Origin of the sequence: Sedimentibacter sp. (assembly GCF_038562225.1) — a bacterium.
Lineage (GTDB): Bacteria > Bacillota > Clostridia > Tissierellales > Sedimentibacteraceae > Sedimentibacter.
Window position 1 is genome coordinate 34,133 of the sequence record NZ_JBCFAS010000005.1, and the last position, 15,307, is coordinate 49,439.

Sequence of the window (15,307 nt, forward strand, 5' to 3'; positions counted from 1 at the left end):
AAATCTTAATTTTTAATTGCTCTCCACCAACATCTGCAGTTCCGTCAGAAACTCTTCCGCGCTGCTTGTCTCGTGAACATCGATTCTGTAAAGCTCTATGGGGTCGGCCATTACCCTGTATCCACGTTCCCTGGCGTAATCCAGCATCAGCGGCAGAAAATGTCCCGTTTTTTCGTAGCCGCCTCTGTATGAAAGCGTAAGATACTTTCCCTTGGGCAGTATTCTGTCGTAATTCTTATCCTCGCTGTCCAAAATGAAAAATACCGATGTATATGCATTATATACCTTTTCGTTTATTTTGGAAAGACTCATGGTAACTCCAACATAATTGTTGCCTAAAAGATACAATTTATCCTCATGTTTCTTGTGAAGTTTCTTTATGAGGAAATCAGCCTCCTCGTCCCTGCTGAAGCCATCATTGAGCATTATTACCTTTCTTTCAGGAATTTCAACTTCTGTTATGTTTTCTATGTTTTTTTCCTGGGCATCTTCCTTCAGGGATTTCATACGCGACAGTATTGTGTTTTTTTGAACCTTCAGCTGCTCCATCTTCTTGTTGATTATTGTAATTTCCTCATTCAAAATATCCAGAGTGTTTTCCACTGTCTTGTTTTCCAGGTAGTCCTTTATGACTTCCATGGGCATGTTTAAGTTTCTCAAATCCTTGATTATGTTAAGCTTCCAGATATCCTGTATGCTGTAGAGCCTGTATCCGTTGGTGTCCCTTTCGGGACTGAGTATTCCTATTTCTTCGTAATACCTGAGGGAGTCCTTTCCGATATTGTACAGATTTGAAATTTCATTTATCTTGTAATAATTTTTCATTTGATTTCCCTTCATACAATTCCAAAATTCTATGATATTTTAACATACCAATTATCAATTGACAACTTTATTGGATAAAAATTTTTCCAAATGGCTTGAAATATTGAAGCGGTTGAAATATTATATAATTTGATATTACTTAACGGGGGTAATTATGAACTACGAAGAATCAATTGATTTTATACATTCCACTTACAAATTCGGTTCCAAGCTGGGGCTTGAAAACATAACCAGACTCACAGAGCTCTTGGGAAATCCCCAGGACAGCTACAAAATAATACATGTGGCCGGCACAAACGGGAAAGGTTCAACCAGCAACATGATACATGACGTGCTTATGGCATCAGGCTACAAAACGGGCCTTTTTATAAGCCCGTTTCTTGAAGAATTCACAGAAAGGATACAGGTTAACAAAAAACACATAGACAGGCAGTCTCTTGCAAAAATAACGACTCTTGTGAAGGAAAAGATTGATGTGATGCTTCAGGAAGGCTGCAACCACCCTACTGAGTTTGAGGTTGTCACAGCAATCGGCTTCAAGTACTTCCAGGAACAGAACATTGACTTTCTTGTCCTTGAAGTAGGCATGGGAGGAAGGTTTGACGCCACCAACGTTGTCAGGAACACGCTGGTATCAGTCATAACTTCCATAAGCTATGACCACATGGAGTATCTCGGAGACACGCTGGAAAAGATTGCGTTTGAAAAGGCAGGGATTATAAAAGAAAATTCAAATGTTGTTGTTTATCCTCAATCAGAAGAAATAATAAGCACAATCAGGGATACGGCAGTTGAAAAGGGTGCATCTGTCACTGTGGCTGACTTAAAAAACATCAAAAAGACAAGAGGTGACCTGACTGGCCAGTGGTTTAATTATCTTAAGAAAGACGTGTTCGATCTGCCGGAGGCAAAGATAACCTTCCTGGGAGAGCACCAGATTTACAATGTGCTCACAGCCCTTGCCGCCTTGGAATTTGTAAAGAAGGAAGGATACAAAGTAACTGAAGCCAGCATTGTGGAGGGACTTAGAAACTGCCGTTTTGCAGGAAGGTTTGAAATACTGAAGGAACATCCTGTCATAGTACTTGACGGAGGCCACAACATCAATGGCATTGAATATTTTTCAAAAGCAGTTAAGGAAAACTTCGGCAGCAAAAAAATCATTTTGTTCTTTGGAATGCTCAAGGACAAGAATCCTGAGGATGTGCTCCCTTTCATAATACCTCTTTGCAAAAAAGTGTACACCCTAACTCCCAACAATCCGAGAGCCATGAAATCGGAAGACCTGGCAATGCTCATCACAAAACACTACGATATTGAAACTGAACCTCTTGATGAATACTGCGAAGCGATTCCTGTTTTAAGAAATGCCGATCATGAAGAATGCATCGCATTCGTAGGTTCCCTGTACATGATAGGAGACATAAGAACACTGTTAAAAACCAACGGCTTCATAGATAACAAATAAATAGAAGCAAAAGGAATTGTGCTCGCACAATTCCTTCCTTCATTATTAATTATTCATTTTTAATTATTGACTTTTAACCTTGTTAAAAGTCAATTAGCCCCAGGCTTATTTTCAGGCAGTCGTCAACTTCACCCATAAGGTTCTTGTCAAACCGTCCGATTTTTTCCTTCAGCCGTTTTTTATCGATCGTGCGGATTTGTTCAAGCAGTACTACCGAATCCTTGGGCAGGCTGAAATCCTCAGAACTAATTTCAATGTGGGTCGGCAGTTTCGCCTTGTTAATCTGAGAAGTAATTGCAGATACTATAACTGTCGGACTATATCTGTTCCCGATATCATTCTGTACAACCAAAACCGGCCTCACGCCACCTTGCTCCGAACCGATTACCGGGCTTAAGTCGGCATAGTATACATCTCCCCTTTTTACAATCAAACTATTCACTTCCTATTAATTTTGTTTCATAGCTTAAAAAGTCCTCATAGTCCCCTTCTGAGTATTCTTCTGTAATACTTTTGTTTATTTTGCTCATTTCCAAATAGCCGGCCTTCATTTTGTTTCTGATTTCCAGCTTTCTTTTTTCAATCAAATAGAACCTGATTGATTTTCTGATAAAATCACTTCTGTTTGTACCTTCTTCTTTTACCGCGTTGTCCAGTTCTCTCAGCAGGTTTTCTGGAATTGAAATTAATATCTTCTTATTGTCAGCCAAATCACACACCTCACAATTGCATTCTCAGTTCATTATCTCATTATCATGTTAGTAATTTTACCACACCTGGTATAAAAGTTGTATGGTAACTTTTTGTATATATGTGAAATATTATTCCTCGATTTTAATGTTTTCATACTCGATAGTTTTTACCAAATTATCGTTTTTATAAATATGAATTGATTCCGGAAGCATTGTTTCCCTGCTGAACTTCAGATCATGTCTGTATGTACCGTCATAGTATATTGTTTCATCTAATGAAGGATCGGATGAATTGTCGAACTTCTCAAGATCAAAGTCATGAACAAGAAGCTTCTCCAGTTGAAAATCTTCGATTGTGACGCTTCCGTCAGGAAACTTGTCGTTATTTAAAACACATCTTCCGCCTGAAAGGTAAGCCGTGTTCCATGTTTCACCGCCGGCTGTGGTGCGAATGCTGTAATTGCCTCCCCTTACAATGATATTTACATTGTAGGTATTTTCCGTATTATCAGCATACACCTTCATAACCGCTGCCCCTGTGTAGTCAGACGGTATTACATAAACTTTGCTTTCGGCCTTGCATCCGAATAACAATACAGTTGCTAAAATAGCGAAACAAAACTTAAGCCTCATACATTAACCTCTTCACATTTATATAATACATATATGTTCGTGCATGAAAATATATGCCTACATAAATATCATTCGGCTACGCAGTATGCAATGGCATGATCCTTGGTATGCGAAATGGACAGATGTATTTTTTCAATGTCAAGCTCCTCCGACCTCTTCAATGCGTTGTTTCTTAACACAACTCCTGGTTTCCCCTGTTCGTCCCTGATAATTTCAATGTCACAGGGACCGAAATTTGTAAATCCGGTTCCAAGACATTTGGATACTGCTTCCTTTGCGGCAAACATGCCTGCAGCCGTCTGATGGTTGAATTTCCTTGATGCAAGGTATTCTTCTTCAGCCGTTGTGTATATCTTTCTCAGAAATCTTTCGTTTCCAAGGTTCCTGGCAATTCTGTCCACCTCTGAAATATCTGTTCCTATTCCTTTTATCATTTGTAGCTGCTCCTTCTGAAGAAAAAAATTAATTGACAAAGCGACGCTGGTATATAATAATTATATTACATGTTCAAAATCTTTACAACAAATACTAACAATTCTTCAATAAAGGAGTCAACATATGAATAATGTAACAGTGGTCTCTCACCCGTTGATTCAGCACAAGCTGACAATGTTAAGGGACAAAAATACTTCCTCAAAGGATTTCAGGGAACTTGTAAGAGAAATTGCCATGCTGATGGCTTACGAAGTTACAAGAAATCTTCCGCTTAAAGATATTGAAATCGAAACACCAATATCAAAGACTACAGGAAAGGTTCTGGCAGAAGAAGACATAGCAATAGTTCCTGTTTTAAGAGCAGGACTTGGAATGGTCGATGGAATGCTTGATTTAATACCAAATGCAAAAATAGGACACATTGGATTGTACCGCAATGAGGAAACATTGGAACCTGTTGAATACTACTGCAAACTTCCCTGCGATATAGATAAAAGAACCGTGATAATCACTGAACCGATGCTCTCAACAGGCGGCTCCATGAATGGTGCAATCGCATTGTTAAAGAGGCACGGAGCAAAAAAAATAAAATCAATCCATCTGGTTTGTGCTCCGGAAGGTCTCAAGAAGGTCACTGACGCGCATCCGGATATTGAAATTTACACTGCCAGCATAGACGAGAAATACAACGAAATCGGCTACATAGTTCCAGGACTTGGAGATGCAGGCGACAGACTCTTCGGCACAAAGTAAGCAGACGCCCCAAATCTTCGATTTGGATGCGGTCGCTTATCAGCAATAGCGAAAGATCTTATACACTCGAAACCTTACGAAAGTCGAATGCTTATCCGCCATAGCGAGAATCGCATTAATTATTAATTAAAAATTGACAGAATTAAAATGCAAAGGGCGGACTTTAAGTCTGCCCTTAAGTTTGCAGAGGTGCACAATGAACAAGCTTACAAGAAAACAAACCGGCAATGAATTTTTGACAACACTTTTTGTCATAGCGCTGCCTGTTGTTATACAGAACATCATAAGCATAGGGTTGAACATGATAGACACTGTCATGGTCTCAGGCCTTGGCGAAAATGCCATATCAGCAGTCGGTCTCGCCAACAGGCTTTACTTCATGTTTACAACAATCTGCTTCGGAATATACAGCGGAGCTTCAATTTTCATAGCCCAATATTGGGGCGCACAGGACAAGACAAGCATCAAGAAGGTCTTTGGCATTGACATTGTAATCGGATGCTCCCTTTCACTTTTATTTTCCGTGGCAGTGTTTGTTTTCCGCAGGCAGATAATGGGTGTCTTCATAAACGATGCCAACGTAATTGAACTGGGCAGCAGCTATTTGAAAGTCGTGTCCTTTTCCTACTTCCTTACAGCCGTTTCATTTGCCTACAGCTTCAACTGCCGCGCCATACACATGCTGAAGATGCCCACGGCAGTAAATGCAGCTGCCCTTTGCATAAATACCTTTTTAAACTGGCTTCTCATATCCGGAAGAATGGGTTTCCCTGCCCTTGGTGTTCAGGGAGCTGCTGTGGCCACTGTCATCGCCAGATTCTTTGAGTTTTCTGCTCTTCTTTTCTTAATATACAGAAATGAGAACCACCCTCTGGCAGCAAATTTTTCAGAACTTCTTTCCTGGGACCTGACACTTCTGAAAAAGGTTTTAGAGACATCATTTCCGGTGATCTTGTCTGAAACCGCCTGGTCGGTGGGAACGAGCGTATACTTCATAGCCTACGGATTCATAGGTTCTTCAGCCATCGCAGTGGTTCAGATAGCATACAACATATCAGACTTCTTTCAGGCCCTTTTCTTCGGCATAGGCAATGCCAGTGCTGTCATGATAGGAAACGAAATAGGCAGAGAAGACATAGAAAAGGCCCACGATTACAGTAACAGGTTCCTTAAAATCACATTTGCCCTTAGCATCACGCTGGCATTTCTCTTGTACATGTCCAAGGGAAAAATCATAGGTTACTTCAATCTGACCGAGGAAACCAGCATTTCACTGAGTAAGACCTTAACGGTATTTTCCCTGTACTTCACTCCAAAGATGTTCACATATATGTTCATATGCGGCATACTGCGTGCCGGTGGAGACACAAGGTTTTGCATGATTGTGGATATAGTAACCATTTGGGTAATCGGTGTGCCGGTTGCCTTCATATCTGTGCTGCTTCTGAAGCTCCCAATTCATCTGGTAATAGCCATGGTGTTCGGAGAGGAAATCATCAAGGCAGTCACCGTAATCAGACGCTTCAAAAGCAACAAATGGCTCAACAGAGTAATTGGTTAGGCCCGGATTTCCGGGTTTTCACAGTGTTATCTTTAAAATTATGGAGGAAATCATGAGGCACATATTTATCATAAATCCTGTTGCAGGAAAAGGAAAAACACAACCGCTAATCGAAAAGGATATCCATGAAACACTGAAGCACGAGAATGCTGACTACGAAATCTATTTCACCAAAGCAAGGGGCGATGCCCGGGTTTTTGTTCAGGAAAGATGCGGCGACATGATTCCAACGGTATTTTATGCCTGCGGCGGAGACGGAACGCTTCATGAGGTGGTAAACGCAGCCCTGAACTTCGAACATGCACGTGTGGGAGTTATCCCCTGCGGTTCAGGCAACGATTTTGTAAAGAACTTCGAAAACATGCACCTCTTTCAGAACATAGGATCCCAGATACGCGGAAACGATGTGGAACTTGACCTTGTAAAAGCAGGCAGAGAATATGCCGTTTCTGTCTGCAACGTCGGTTTCGATGCCGATGCTGCATTCAACATGCACAAGTTTAAAAAGATACCTTTCATCTCCGGTTCAGGCTGCTACATCCTGTCGGTCCTTTACTGCCTTATGAAAAAGCTTGGAAAGAATCTTTCCATAGAGGCAGACGGTGAACATTTCGAAGGAACGTACCTGATGGGTGTTGCAGCCAACGGTCACTCCTACGGAGGAGGCTACAAATGCGCTCCAGAGGCATTTATAAACGACGGCATCATAGATATGTGCCTTGTAAGGAAATTGTCGAGATTAAAGATTTTAAGCCTTATAGGAAGCTACAAGAGCGGAACACATCTGGAAAACGAAAAACTTAAAAGCTACATCACATATAAAAAGTGCAGGAATGTTACAGTCAAAAGCGGCGAGCCCATCAATCTCTGCATTGACGGTGAAAATTATGTATCGGGCGACATTAGTTTTAAAGCAGTTCCCGGAATCTTAAGGTTCAATCTTCCTGAGGGAGTAAAGGTTCAGGGCTCTGAGACAGTTAAAGCAATATAGCAGCAGGATGGAACATCATATCCTGAATATGCAAAAGGACGATTCAATGGAATCGTCCTTTCTTTCATTTAGTTCATCGACAGTCTTTGGGAAAACGCAGAATTTTCCATCAGTACATTCACAACCTGTGTTCCGGCAACTGTAACCACAACCAGTTCTCCCAGAGCAACATACATTGCGTTAACAAGAAATGGCGTCTGGAAAAGGTATGTGAGCTCCAAGCCTACGAAAATTGCATTTGAAACCACAGGTCCCAGGCTTGCCAGGTACAAAGATTTCTTGTTCAGTCCGAATGACTTTCTTACCCATATGATGTATATTACTGCAACCAGCGTTGCAAATGACCCCACGACTATGTCTATGACGCCCAGTGTGCTCGTCATGTTTGCCAGGACGCATCCAAGCACAAGACCTAACCCATACCTGGGTTCAATCAATGCAAACAGTACAAGTATTTCTGATACTCTGAACTGAACCTGGCCGTAGCTCATGAACGCAAAGGCGTAGGTAAGAGCCGCATAGGCTGCCGCTATGAGGGCAGTGTGTGTTATAAATTTTATTTTGTTTGATTTGTTAATTCTATCCATTAAAAAAACTCCTTTCGAAATAATTCTTGGGAGTCACTAAAAAAATCTTGATTTTTAAAGTGGGTGCCAAGAAAACACTCGGAGATTCCGCCAGTGCGGAATCTCCATTGTATTCATTTTTATTATTATCTCTTGCTGAACTGTGAAGCTCTTCTTGCTTTTTTCAAACCGTATTTCTTTCTTTCTTTCATTCTTGAATCTCTTGTCAAGAATCCGGCTTTCTTAAGTATTGGTCTTAATTCCTGGTCTACCTGTAAGAGCGCTCTTGATATTCCGTGTCTGATTGCTCCTGCCTGACCTGTGTATCCGCCGCCGTTAACATTAACCATAACGTCATACTGACCTAATGTATCAGTTATAACCAACGGTTCTCTAACGATTGTTCTTAAAGTTTCATACTTGATATAATCTTCCAAGTCTCTCTTGTTTATATTGATTTTTCCAGTTCCTGGAACCAATCTTACTCTAGCGATAGCTTTTTTTCTTCTGCCTGTTCCTCTGTATTGTGCGTTCATCTATTTGTCCTCCTCCCTTATTAAAACTCGTATACCTGTGGTTTCTGAGCCTGGTGATTGTGCTCAGGACCTGCGTATACTTTAAGTTTTTTCAACATTTGTCTTCCAAGGCTGTTTTTCGGAAGCATTCCCTTTACTGCAAGATAAAGAGGTTGTGTCGGTTTATCCTGGAATAAGTTTCTGTATGGAGTTTCCTTCAATCCGCCTGGATATAGAGAGTGGTGTCTGTATAATTTCTGATCTAATTTCTTTCCTGTCAATACAACCTTGTCTGCATTCACTACTATGACAAAGTCTCCTGTATCAACTGAAGGTGTATATATTGCTTTATGTTTTCCTCTTAAAAGTTTAGCAACTTCTGTTGCAAGTCTACCTAAAGTTTTTCCTTCGGCATCTATTACATACCATGCCCTTTCAACTTCATTAGGTTTAGCCAAGAAGCTTTTCATCTTGTTTCCTCCTGTAATTTTCAACTTAAATTAATAATTTGTACTTATATTCAAAAAACCTAACTCCGGGGCATTGGAACGGTTTTTCTTAATCATTTCATACCTAAGATATTCTATATTACTTGTAATTAATTGTCAAGCCTTTTTTGTAATTCACGCTTACTAAAAATAATCCCTGGGGCTCAGCCGTCTGGCCTAAAACCGAACGTTCTCTTTCCTCTAAGGCTTTTTCTATGCAGGAAACTTCCTTTGTCCCTTTTCCTATGTCTATGAGAGTTCCAGCTATGATTCTCACCATGTTGTACAGAAATCCGTTGCCTGTTATAAAAAGCTTTATGAGATTTCCGTGTCGTTCAAATCTGGTTTCATACACTGTCCTGACAGTTGTCTTAGCCTGGGATCCTGCAGCCATAAATCCGTAAAAGTCATGTTCTCCCTCAACAAGCCTGAATGCTCTCTCCATTTTTTCCGTGTCAAGATTTGATGGCACAAAGCATGAGTAGTTCCTTAAAAAAGGGTCACCGATCCTGCTGTTGTAAATCTGGTACATGTACGTCTTGTCATGGGCATCAAACCGTGAATTGAATTCTAAAGGCACATCCTCTGAATCGAGAACGCTTATGTCATCAGGCAGCACAGCATTGAGTGCTATCTTTATCTTTTCCTGCGGAATTCTTGTATCAGCCCTGAAGTTTGCTACCTGTCCCAGGGCATGGACACCGCTGTCGGTTCTTCCTGAGCCTGTGATTTCAACCTTCTGTTTCATAATCTTGGAGGCTGCTTCTTCCATTACCTGCTGTATGCCTGTTCCGTTTGTCTGAGTCTGCCACCCGTTGTAGCTGGTGCCGTCATAGGCTACTGTAATCTTTATGTTCCTTACCATATTTTCAGTACTATTATGGCTGCAAAGTACACGGTAAATACAAATGATGCAGCATAATCGCCCTTTGAAATTTTAAGCTGTCTCATGCGCGTTCTGTTTTCCCCGCCTCTGTAGCATCTTGCCTCCATTGCCATTGCCAGCTCGTCAGCTCTCCTGAATGCGCTTATGAATAGTGGCACCAACAGCGGCACAAGGTTTTTGGCCCTGCTCATGATGTTTCCGCTTTCAAAATCCGCTCCCCTTGACTTCTGAGCCTTCATAATTTTTTCAGTTTCTTCCATCAGCGTAGGAATGAATCGAAGAGCTATGGTCATCATCATGGCAAGCTCATGGGCCGGAAGCCCGAACCTCTTGAACGGGTTTAATAGGCTTTCAATGCCGTCTGTAAGAATTATGGGTGAAGTTGTAAGCGTCAGCAAAGAAGTTCCCATTATGAGCAGCGTAAGCCTTATGGCCATGAATCCTGCCTGTCTCAGTCCTTCTTCAGTAATCTTTATGAAGCCTGCCTGGAAAATTATCTTTCCCGGAGTCATCAGCAGATTGATGATGAAAGTTATTATTATTATCATCAGAATGGGTCTTAAGCCTTTGATAAAAAACCTGAAGGGCACCTTTGAAAGCTTTATTGCAAGCGCAAGAAAGGCTGCAACAATCAGGTAAGTTGAAAAAGCTTCTATTAAAAACAAAGAGATTATGAATACAAAGGTCATTATGATCTTCACTCTCGGATCAAGTTCGTGAATGGGTGATTCAACAGGATAATGCTGCCCAATGGTCAGATTCTTAAACATGATGTCCCCTCACTTCCCTGAGTATTTCTTCCTTTGCCTCTTCCACTGTTATTATGTCAGGCCTTATGTTGAAGCCTCGTTTTCGAAGCTCTGTCACTATTTCCGCCACCTGCGGAACACCGAGTCCGATTTTTTTCAGTTCCTCCGCCTGTGAATATATTTCCTTGGGCGTTCCCTTCATATGAATTTTTCCCTTGTAAAGAACCACAACCCTGTCAACCATGTTGGCTATGTCTTCCATACTGTGAGAAACAAGTATTACGGTCATTTTGGTTTTCTTGTGAAGCCTTTTGATCTGGTCGAATATTTCGTTTCTTCCTGCCGGGTCAAGTCCTGCAGTGGGCTCGTCAAGAACCAGGTACTGAGGCTTCATGGCAAGTACACCTGCAATGGCAACCCTTCTTTTCTGGCCTCCTGAAAGGTCGAAGGGAGATTCATCCTTTATTTCGTTGTAGTCAAATCCAACAAGTTCCAGCGCTTCCTTCACCCTTTTGTCTATGTCGTCCTGAGGAAGTTTCAGATTCATGGGACCGAATGCCACATCCTTGGCAACAGTCTCTTCAAAAAGCTGGTATTCGGGGTACTGAAACACAAGTCCAACGGTCTGGCGCACCTTGCTGAGCATCTTCTTGTCTTCTCCCACAACCATGTCGTTAACATGAATTTTCCCTGATGATGGTGATTCAAGACCGTTTAAAAGCTGTATGAGAGTTGATTTTCCTGAGCCGGTGTGTCCGATTATTCCCAGAAAATCTCCTTCGTTTATATCAAGATTCACTTCATCCAGTGCTACGGTACGAAACGGCGTTCCTTCGCTGTATATATATTGAATGTTATCTGCTCTTATTGACATAACAAATCCACCAAGTCCTTTACGTTGATAATATCAGACGGTATATTGAGGCCTTCCTTGGCCAGTTCCTGGGCAAGCTCCGTTACCTGGGGAACGTCAAGTCCGAATTTTTTTATTGCTTCAATGTTCTTGAATACTTCTTTCGGAGTACCGTCAAGCTTTATGTTTCCCTGATCCATGATCACGACCCTGTCAGCCATAACAGCTTCATCCATGTAATGGGTTATCAGAAGAATTGTCTTTCCCTGTTGGTTTAGCTTCTTGAGTGTTTCCATTACTTCCTTTCTGCCCGATGGGTCAAGCATTGCCGTGGGTTCGTCCAGGATGATGCAGTCAGAATTCAGAGCCAGCACACCGGCAATTGCTATTCTTTGCTTCTGTCCTCCGGACAGCAGGTGAGGCGGTCTTTTCCTGTATTCGTACATGCCGACGGCATTCAGGGCGTCATCAACCCTTTTTCTTATTTCAGCAGGCTCTACCCCTTGATTTTCAGGGCCGAAAGCTATGTCTTCCTCAACAATTGTGGCAACCAGCTGGTTGTCAGGATTCTGAAACACCATTCCTGCAGCCTGCCTTATATCCCAAAGCCTGGAGTCATCTGCAGTGTCCATATCCTTAACGTAAATCTTGCCTTCCGTTGGAAGGAGTATAGAGTTTATAAGCTTCGCAAGTGTCGACTTGCCGGAGCCGTTATGACCGATTATGGCTGTGAACTCACCCTTTTTTATATTCAGATTCACTCCGTCCACGGCATAGCCGGTGTCATCCCTGCTGTATTTAAACTTGACATTTTCAATTCTAATTATGTAATCGTCCATCATACACCTGTAATTTTTATTTAGCGTTCAATCCGCATTTAGATAATATCATCATTCTCCTTTTTTTACAACACCAAATTTGAACGCCTGAGCCAAACAAAAAAATATTTTGCCTCTGTTTTAAGGCAATCTAAAGAATTCATCCACAATCAGGTATGTCAGAGTCGTCTGTTACAATATTTCTGCCGAGTGGCTCAAGAATATTAGCATTTCGCATTTGTTCAAAGTTGAGAGCCAAAAATAATGAGTACATTTTGATTATATTGAACAGGTTCTTTATGTCCATTCTCTTCAGTATGCCGGCGGGTGAGAATACTTCCTTCCGCGCCCAGCGCATTCCGTACTCAAGTTCTCCGGGAGACATGTTCTTAGGCCTGTACACCGCATGTTCACCGTCATACATCGACCAGGCCCTCTCGATAATTCTGCCTTCTTTTTCAAGCTGCCTGTAGTAAGCTGTTCCCGGATACGGAGTCATGACAAAAAAGAGCGGCAGGTCTAATTTAATGTCTTTGCAAAGCTTCACTGTCCTTTTGAACACATCAGTTTCATCATCGTCGCTTCCGAAGTCGAAGCTGCCCATGACAATTATACCTTTGGAATGGAGCTTATCCATAAGCTCCGCATATTCATAGACTGTATTTATCCCTTCTTGAATGTTTGTCTCATTCTTTTGGTTTACAGTTTCAAAATTGATGATAAGTCCTTTGCAGCCGCTTTTTTCCAGAAGCTTAAGGAGCTCATCGTCTTCTCCAACGTCAGCGGTTAAGTGACCGAACCAGCACTTTTTCAAAGGAATCATTTCCCTTAACAGTTCCTTGGCAAATTCCTTATCTGCAATCAGGTTAACATCGGGAAAAACGACAATTCTTCCTTCCATCTCCTTTATCTCCCCGATTATGTCAATGACAGATCTTTTGTAGAGTCTGGAGCCGAAAGCTGCGGGATAGGAGCAGAAACTGCAGGAATGATTGCACCCACGCAATGATTCCACCGTATTCGTGGTAAAATATTTCTTTTCGTTCAATAAGTCCTTTCTAGGTAGAGGCCTGTCATTTATGGAAGCGTTCTCTCCCTGGAAGTAAAGTTTCTGTATGCATCCTTCCCTGTAATCCAGAAGCATGCGCCGGAAGTTGCTCTCTCCAAGTCCTACAACTACTGAGTCAGCATGTTCCATGGCTTCATAGGGCTTCAGCGAAGGGTGTACTCCTCCAAGCACTACCGTGACTCCTCTTGCCCTAAAGTAATCCGCATACTTGTAACACCTTTTTGCAGTAGCAGTGATGCATGTTATTCCAATTATGTCGGCTTCAATGTCAAGAGGTATTGCTTCAGCCGTTTCATCGTATATAGCTACCTCAGCACCCAGCTCTTCCGGCACAAAGGCAGCGAGAAGGGCCAGTGTGACCGGAGCGTAGTAAAGATTTCTGTGAAACGCTCTATTGTAGCGGTACATTGCTCCTGCAGGAGCTAAAAGTGCTATCTTCATATAATAACCTCTTATTAGTTTACTTGTTTACAGATTTTATTCTACCCTGTAAGACCTTATCGAAACATTTCCAATAACATAAATCAATATTATTATAGCAGAGACATTTGTCAAAAAAAGTAAAAAGCAGTCTAGATGAAACTGCTCCATACTAAAATCCCACAGGTTTTTCCTGTGGGATTAAGTCAACTTTATTCGGCAATAGAATTATACTAATTCAATTATTGCCATCTCTGCTCCATCGCCTCTGCGTGGTCCCAATTTTAGAATTCTGGTGTATCCACCGTTTCTGTCCTTGTATTTAGGAGCAACTTCTTCAAATAGCTTACTTACTGCATTTTTGTCGTATAAATAAGCTGCCGCTTGACGTCTTGCATGCAGATCTCCTCTTTTACCAAGAGTAATAGTTCTTTCTGCAACTCTTCTTAATTCTTTGGCTCTGGTTACTGTAGTAACCATTCTGCCGTTCATGATTAAGTCAGCTGTCATGTTTCTTAACATAGCTACTCTGTGGTCAGACTTGAAACCAAGCTTTCTGTGACTACCCATGCTTAGTCCTCCTTTTACTGCTAATTATCATTTTTCCTTAGAGACAATCCTAATTCTTCAAGTTTCTTCGCTACTTCGTCCAAAGATTTCTTGCCGAGGTTTCTAACTTTCATCATGTCATCTTCAGACTTGTATGTAAGTTCCTCAACAGTATTGATTCCTGCTCTCTTCAGACAATTGTAGGATCTTACCGACAAATCAAGTTCCTCTATTGTCATTTCCAAAACTTTTTCTTTTTCATCTTCTTCTTTTTCAATCATTATTTCAACATCGTTGATGTGTTCTGTCAATGATATGAATAAGTTAAGATGCTCGCTTAATATTTTTGCACCTAATGAAACTGCTTCTTCAGGTTCAATTGTTCCGTTGGTCCAAATTTCAATTGTCAATTTGTCAAAATCTGTTCTGTTTCCGACTCTGGTGTCTTCAACTGTGAAGTTAACTTTCTTAACAGGCGTGTAGATTGAATCAATAGGAATCACACCTATCGGCTGGTTTTCCTTTTTGTTTCTCTCTGCAATCACATATCCTCTTCCTTGCTCCATTTCCATCTCAATAATGAGTTCGGAACCTTCTTCAAGGGTTGCTATATGCAGATCTTCGTTGATTATCTCAACGTCTCCGCCTGTTATTATATCTGCTGCTGTAACCTCTTTAGGACCTTTAGCGTCTATAAGAAGCTGCACAGGTCCGGGCACGTTCATTTTCGCAGCCAGATTCTTAATATTAAGAATTATTTCTGTCACGTCTTCTCTTACTCCGGGTATTGTAGAAAATTCATGCAATACGCCTTGAATGTTGATCGATGTAACAGCTGCTCCTGGTAACGATGAAAGAAGTATCCTTCTGAGTGAATTCCCCAATGTTGTTCCATAACCTCTTTCAAGTGGTTCAACAACTATCTTTCCATATGAGTTATCATCATTTTTTTCAATTAACGTTATATTAGGTTTTTCTATTTCTATCATCCCAACCCTCCTTAGATGTGATGTATGTCGAGGGTAATAATTCTTAA

Annotated in this window: 19 protein-coding genes; 4 read left to right on the forward strand and 15 right to left on the reverse strand. The window is 41.3% G+C overall.

All coding sequences use genetic code 11. From position 1 onward, the window contains the following. Positions 1–12: 12 nt before the first annotated feature. Positions 13–825, reverse strand: a complete 813-nt coding sequence (locus tag AAGU76_RS16625; RefSeq protein ID WP_342486657.1) for a MerR family transcriptional regulator — start codon at positions 823–825, stop codon at positions 13–15. A 154-nt stretch (positions 826–979) separates the two neighbouring features. Between AAGU76_RS16625 and AAGU76_RS16630 the strand changes: the two genes are divergently transcribed. After that, a complete protein-coding gene (locus tag AAGU76_RS16630; RefSeq protein ID WP_342486658.1) occupies positions 980–2,293 on the forward strand; it encodes a folylpolyglutamate synthase/dihydrofolate synthase family protein in 1,314 nt (437 codons plus the stop codon). Between the two features lie 82 nt (positions 2,294–2,375). Here AAGU76_RS16630 and AAGU76_RS16635 read toward each other — a convergent pair whose 3' ends face one another. From AAGU76_RS16635 to acpS, 4 genes are all read right to left on the reverse strand, one after another. After that, entirely contained in the window at positions 2,376–2,726 is a 351-nt protein-coding gene (locus tag AAGU76_RS16635; protein ID WP_019229552.1) for a type II toxin-antitoxin system PemK/MazF family toxin, read from the reverse strand. 1 nt (position 2,727) lies between these two features. Continuing rightward, complete coding sequence (locus tag AAGU76_RS16640) at positions 2,728–3,003, reverse strand: ribbon-helix-helix protein, CopG family (RefSeq protein WP_342486659.1); 276 nt, start codon at positions 3,001–3,003, stop codon at positions 2,728–2,730. Between the two features lie 111 nt (positions 3,004–3,114). After that, complete coding sequence (locus AAGU76_RS16645; protein ID WP_342486660.1) at positions 3,115–3,618, reverse strand: hypothetical protein; 504 nt, start codon at positions 3,616–3,618, stop codon at positions 3,115–3,117. 68 nt (positions 3,619–3,686) lie between these two features. Further along, positions 3,687–4,052: a holo-ACP synthase gene (gene acpS / locus AAGU76_RS16650; protein WP_342486661.1), complete on the reverse strand. Its 366-nt coding sequence runs from the start codon at positions 4,050–4,052 to the stop codon at positions 3,687–3,689. A gap of 124 nt (positions 4,053–4,176) precedes the next feature. Here acpS and upp point away from each other — a divergent pair, with 124 nt between their 5' ends. From upp to AAGU76_RS16665, 3 genes are all read left to right on the forward strand, one after another. Next, positions 4,177–4,806: a uracil phosphoribosyltransferase gene (upp, locus tag AAGU76_RS16655; protein ID WP_342486662.1), complete on the forward strand. Its 630-nt coding sequence runs from the start codon at positions 4,177–4,179 to the stop codon at positions 4,804–4,806. A 196-nt stretch (positions 4,807–5,002) separates the two neighbouring features. Next, positions 5,003–6,367, forward strand: a complete 1,365-nt coding sequence (locus tag AAGU76_RS16660) for an MATE family efflux transporter (RefSeq protein WP_342486663.1) — start codon at positions 5,003–5,005, stop codon at positions 6,365–6,367. A gap of 52 nt (positions 6,368–6,419) precedes the next feature. Continuing rightward, a complete protein-coding gene (locus AAGU76_RS16665) occupies positions 6,420–7,358 on the forward strand; it encodes a YegS/Rv2252/BmrU family lipid kinase (protein WP_342486664.1) in 939 nt (312 codons plus the stop codon). Positions 7,359–7,426: 68 nt separating this feature from the next. Here the strand turns inward: AAGU76_RS16665 and AAGU76_RS16670 are convergent, their stop codons facing one another. The 10 genes from AAGU76_RS16670 to AAGU76_RS16715 all read right to left on the reverse strand — a co-directional run bounded on the left by AAGU76_RS16670 (position 7,427) and on the right by AAGU76_RS16715 (position 15,260). Then, positions 7,427–7,945: a QueT transporter family protein gene (locus AAGU76_RS16670; RefSeq protein ID WP_342486665.1), complete on the reverse strand. Its 519-nt coding sequence runs from the start codon at positions 7,943–7,945 to the stop codon at positions 7,427–7,429. 125 nt (positions 7,946–8,070) lie between these two features. Then, complete coding sequence (gene rpsI / locus AAGU76_RS16675) at positions 8,071–8,460, reverse strand: 30S ribosomal protein S9 (RefSeq protein WP_342486666.1); 390 nt, start codon at positions 8,458–8,460, stop codon at positions 8,071–8,073. 20 nt (positions 8,461–8,480) lie between these two features. Further along, complete coding sequence (gene rplM / locus AAGU76_RS16680) at positions 8,481–8,909, reverse strand: 50S ribosomal protein L13 (protein WP_342486667.1); 429 nt, start codon at positions 8,907–8,909, stop codon at positions 8,481–8,483. A gap of 118 nt (positions 8,910–9,027) precedes the next feature. Further along, positions 9,028–9,792, reverse strand: a complete 765-nt coding sequence (gene truA, locus AAGU76_RS16685) for a tRNA pseudouridine(38-40) synthase TruA (RefSeq protein ID WP_342486668.1) — start codon at positions 9,790–9,792, stop codon at positions 9,028–9,030. Continuing rightward, positions 9,786–10,583: an energy-coupling factor transporter transmembrane component T gene (locus AAGU76_RS16690; RefSeq protein ID WP_342486669.1), complete on the reverse strand. Its 798-nt coding sequence runs from the start codon at positions 10,581–10,583 to the stop codon at positions 9,786–9,788. The genes truA and AAGU76_RS16690 overlap by 7 nt, the downstream gene beginning before the upstream one ends. After that, positions 10,576–11,436 (reverse strand): energy-coupling factor transporter ATPase, encoded by an 861-nt coding sequence (locus AAGU76_RS16695; RefSeq protein ID WP_342486670.1) that lies wholly within the window; start codon positions 11,434–11,436, stop codon positions 10,576–10,578. The genes AAGU76_RS16690 and AAGU76_RS16695 overlap by 8 nt, the downstream gene beginning before the upstream one ends. After that, on the reverse strand, positions 11,427–12,254 hold the full coding sequence (locus tag AAGU76_RS16700) for an energy-coupling factor transporter ATPase (RefSeq protein WP_342486671.1): 828 nt from the start codon (positions 12,252–12,254) through the stop codon (positions 11,427–11,429). Before AAGU76_RS16700 ends, AAGU76_RS16695 begins: the two co-directional genes overlap by 10 nt. Positions 12,255–12,393: 139 nt before the next feature. Next, on the reverse strand, positions 12,394–13,743 hold the full coding sequence (locus AAGU76_RS16705) for a radical SAM protein (protein WP_342486672.1): 1,350 nt from the start codon (positions 13,741–13,743) through the stop codon (positions 12,394–12,396). A 207-nt stretch (positions 13,744–13,950) separates the two neighbouring features. After that, positions 13,951–14,292 (reverse strand): 50S ribosomal protein L17, encoded by a 342-nt coding sequence (gene rplQ / locus AAGU76_RS16710; protein ID WP_342486673.1) that lies wholly within the window; start codon positions 14,290–14,292, stop codon positions 13,951–13,953. 20 nt (positions 14,293–14,312) lie between these two features. Next, positions 14,313–15,260 carry a DNA-directed RNA polymerase subunit alpha gene (locus AAGU76_RS16715; RefSeq protein ID WP_342486674.1) on the reverse strand — a complete coding sequence of 316 codons (948 nt, stop codon included), beginning with the start codon at positions 15,258–15,260 and terminating at the stop codon, positions 14,313–14,315. Positions 15,261–15,307 lie beyond the last annotated feature (47 nt).

Coding starts and splice junctions, on each gene's coding strand:
- AAGU76_RS16625 (WP_342486657.1), bottom strand. CDS start 825: ATGAAAAATTATTACAAGATAAATGAAATTTCAAATCTGTACAATATC.
- AAGU76_RS16630 (WP_342486658.1), top strand. CDS start 980: ATGAACTACGAAGAATCAATTGATTTTATACATTCCACTTACAAATTC.
- AAGU76_RS16645 (WP_342486660.1), bottom strand. CDS start 3,618: ATGAGGCTTAAGTTTTGTTTCGCTATTTTAGCAACTGTATTGTTATTC.
- acpS (WP_342486661.1), bottom strand. CDS start 4,052: ATGATAAAAGGAATAGGAACAGATATTTCAGAGGTGGACAGAATTGCC.
- upp (WP_342486662.1), top strand. CDS start 4,177: ATGAATAATGTAACAGTGGTCTCTCACCCGTTGATTCAGCACAAGCTG.
- AAGU76_RS16660 (WP_342486663.1), top strand. CDS start 5,003: ATGAACAAGCTTACAAGAAAACAAACCGGCAATGAATTTTTGACAACA.
- AAGU76_RS16665 (WP_342486664.1), top strand. CDS start 6,420: ATGAGGCACATATTTATCATAAATCCTGTTGCAGGAAAAGGAAAAACA.
- AAGU76_RS16670 (WP_342486665.1), bottom strand. CDS start 7,945: ATGGATAGAATTAACAAATCAAACAAAATAAAATTTATAACACACACT.
- rpsI (WP_342486666.1), bottom strand. CDS start 8,460: ATGAACGCACAATACAGAGGAACAGGCAGAAGAAAAAAAGCTATCGCT.
- rplM (WP_342486667.1), bottom strand. CDS start 8,909: ATGAAAAGCTTCTTGGCTAAACCTAATGAAGTTGAAAGGGCATGGTAT.
- truA (WP_342486668.1), bottom strand. CDS start 9,792: ATGGTAAGGAACATAAAGATTACAGTAGCCTATGACGGCACCAGCTAC.
- AAGU76_RS16690 (WP_342486669.1), bottom strand. CDS start 10,583: ATGTTTAAGAATCTGACCATTGGGCAGCATTATCCTGTTGAATCACCC.
- AAGU76_RS16695 (WP_342486670.1), bottom strand. CDS start 11,436: ATGTCAATAAGAGCAGATAACATTCAATATATATACAGCGAAGGAACG.
- AAGU76_RS16700 (WP_342486671.1), bottom strand. CDS start 12,254: ATGGACGATTACATAATTAGAATTGAAAATGTCAAGTTTAAATACAGC.
- AAGU76_RS16705 (WP_342486672.1), bottom strand. CDS start 13,743: ATGAAGATAGCACTTTTAGCTCCTGCAGGAGCAATGTACCGCTACAAT.
- rplQ (WP_342486673.1), bottom strand. CDS start 14,292: ATGGGTAGTCACAGAAAGCTTGGTTTCAAGTCTGACCACAGAGTAGCT.
- AAGU76_RS16715 (WP_342486674.1), bottom strand. CDS start 15,260: ATGATAGAAATAGAAAAACCTAATATAACGTTAATTGAAAAAAATGAT.